This is a genomic window from Actinobacillus ureae ATCC 25976 (assembly GCF_000188255.1).
GTDB lineage: Bacteria > Pseudomonadota > Gammaproteobacteria > Enterobacterales > Pasteurellaceae > Actinobacillus > Actinobacillus ureae.
On the sequence record NZ_GL831084.1, the window covers coordinates 1 to 2665 of the forward strand.

The 2665-nt window shown below is 35.1% G+C and carries 3 protein-coding genes; all 3 read right to left on the reverse strand.

Annotated elements, in window-relative coordinates:
• Nucleotides 1–281: 281 nt before the first annotated feature.
• Nucleotides 282–455, reverse strand: coding sequence for a hypothetical protein (locus HMPREF0027_RS12155; RefSeq protein ID WP_005625315.1), 174 nt, complete (start codon nt 453–455; stop codon nt 282–284).
• 158 nt (nt 456–613) lie between these two features.
• The gene (locus HMPREF0027_RS11055; RefSeq protein ID WP_005625316.1) at nt 614–1024 is read right to left on the reverse strand and encodes a DUF2251 domain-containing protein; all 411 of its coding nucleotides are present in this window, start codon (nt 1022–1024) and stop codon (nt 614–616) included.
• A 97-nt stretch (nt 1025–1121) separates the two neighbouring features.
• A complete protein-coding gene (gene eno / locus HMPREF0027_RS11060) occupies nt 1122–2432 on the reverse strand; it encodes a phosphopyruvate hydratase (RefSeq protein ID WP_005625317.1) in 1311 nt (436 codons plus the stop codon).
• Between the last annotated feature and the right edge of the window lie 233 nt (nt 2433–2665).

Here is a 2665-nt window from a genome sequence, read left to right on the forward strand (position 1 = left end):
CCCCTAAGTTTTTATACATAAAACATCAAATATAAACTTGATAACAATTATCAATAACTATATTTGATGCGTAAATTTTACGCAGAGGTAATTATAGTGTAAAGTATATTATTTGAACATTTTAACTTGTCAGTTCTCTTGGATTCTACGTCAGTATTTTAGAAAAAATTTCTAGAATGTAATCTTTAGTTAAATAAAAAGTGAGCTAAATTCTTGATGAAAAGAATTCAACTCACTTTAAATTAAAATCTATTTATTGATAAAAATATGATTTATTTGCCTTATTCAGCCCAGAGATCTGCAATGCATTGGTTTGGAGCGTACACTAATTTACCTTCTTTTGTGATGTATGGTGTTGGATCATATTCACGGGTACAAGCACCTAGGAAGTTAGCCGCAAAAGTACTAGTTGTTGCAGAAAGTAAAGTAAAAGTTGCAAGAACTAATTTTTTCATAATGAACTCCTAATAAATTTTCGTAAATAGACAAATATCAAACTCACAATGATAATGAGAATCAAAAAGTACGTTTAATATTTACACTGTACACAGAGCATACTATAGTGTCAAGTCTATTTATTACACAATAAATAAGGTCAGTCCAGCCTCTAATTTTATCCTAGCCATTTGTTGACTAATTCGGCATTAGTTTCTTTATGTACCCACATACTACCTAATTCAGGATGAGGGAATTTTGTATGGTTATAACCGACAAATTGGCTAAAATCAAAGACTGCATGTGGATAGCCATTAATCAGTAAAAAGGCTTGATAGCCATCTTCCGACCAACAAATTTCTAAGCGGTGCGGTTCCATTAAAGTCTTTTCTTCAATATCAGATTTACTATAAACAAATAGGCTATCCACCACAGGGTTTTCTGTTTGGTGTAAGTCCATCGCATAGAAATGACCTGTTTCGCCATCATCTTCGAACATTACCACAAGGTGTTCGTACTTTGTTGAGTGAGCTCCATTACGATAACCTTGACCGATAAGTAATTGGTCAGTTAAAACAGAATATAACATTGTTTTTCCTTTTTGATTTAATTGTCTATTTTAGACTGGCTTAGAATGCAAAAATGCCACAGAAATTTCTGTGGCATTTTTTGCTAATCAAATAAGATTATGCTTGACCTTTAACTTCTTTACGACCGTTAAATGGTGCTGGTGTACCTGCTGCTGCTAATGCTTCTTCGATACGGATTAATTGGTTGTATTTAGCAACACGGTCTGAACGGCTCATAGAACCAGTTTTAATTTGACCTGCAGCTGTACCAACCGCTAAATCAGCAATTGTTGCATCTTCAGTTTCACCTGAACGGTGTGAGATAACTGCTGTATAACCAGCATCTTTAGCCATTTTGATTGCAGCTAAAGTCTCTGTTAAAGAACCGATTTGGTTGAATTTGATTAAGATTGAGTTTGCGATACCTTTCTCGATACCTTCTTTTAAGATACGAGTGTTAGTTACGAATAAGTCGTCACCAACTAATTGAACTTTGTCACCTAAAACTTTAGTTTGGTATGCGAAACCTTCCCAGTCTGATTCGTCTTGACCATCTTCGATAGATACGATTGGGTACTCTTTACATAAACCTTCTAAGTAATGAGTAAATTCTTGAGAAGTGAATGTTTTACCTTCACCTTTCATATCGTACACATTACGTTCTTTGTCATAGAATTCAGATGATGCACAGTCCATTGCTAGAGTTACGTCTTTACCTAAAACATAACCTGCTTTTTCAACTGCTTCTTTGATACATGCTAAAGCATCTGCGTTTGACGCTAAGTTTGGCGCGAAACCACCTTCGTCACCAACTGCTGTATTTAAACCTTTAGATTTTAATACTTTCGCTAAGTTGTGGAATACTTCCGCACCGATACGAAGAGCTTCTTTTAATGTAGAAGCGCCAACCGGTTGAATCATAAATTCTTGGATATCAACGTTGTTGTCAGCGTGCTCACCACCATTGATGATGTTCATCATTGGTAATGGCATTGAATATACGCCTGGAGTACCGTTTAATTCAGCGATGTAAGCATATAATGGTAAACCTTTAGACGCTGCTGCTGCTTTAGCTGTTGCTAAAGAAACCGCTAAGATTGCATTTGCACCGAATTTAGATTTGTTGTCTGTACCGTCTAAATCGATCATGATTTGGTCGATTTCAGCTTGTGCAGTACCTTCTTTACAAACTAATGCGTTAGCAATTTCATTGTTTACTGCTGAAACAGCTTTTAATACACCTTTACCTAAGAAACGTGATTTATCGCCATCACGTAATTCTAATGCTTCACGTGAACCTGTAGATGCACCAGATGGAGCAGCTGCTAAACCAACGAAGCCACCTTCTAAGTGAACTTCTGCTTCAACAGTTGGGTTACCACGTGAGTCGATGATTTCACGACCAATTACTTTAACGATTTTAGCCATTGTTAATATCCTCTAATTGAGAGTTAATGAAAAAAAAGAATAATAATATAGTAAAGATATTTTACGCTTTTGTCTTGTAAAAAAGTGATTTAGTTCACAAAATCTAGCGCTTCTTTGATCGAATACGGATAAATGAAACTAAAGTTATCTAATTATACCTAAATTTTGCTAAAAATATAAACTCTTACCAATATTTCGGTAGGAGATATGCTTATTTTTTTAGGGGCTGTAGT

Bases quoted from the DNA above. Each gene is read 5' to 3' on its own strand.
- HMPREF0027_RS12155 (WP_005625315.1), bottom strand. From the start codon at position 455: ATGAAAAAATTAGTTCTTGCAACTTTTACTTTACTTTCTGCAACAACT.
- HMPREF0027_RS11055 (WP_005625316.1), bottom strand. From the start codon at position 1,024: ATGTTATATTCTGTTTTAACTGACCAATTACTTATCGGTCAAGGTTAT.
- eno (WP_005625317.1), bottom strand. From the start codon at position 2,432: ATGGCTAAAATCGTTAAAGTAATTGGTCGTGAAATCATCGACTCACGT.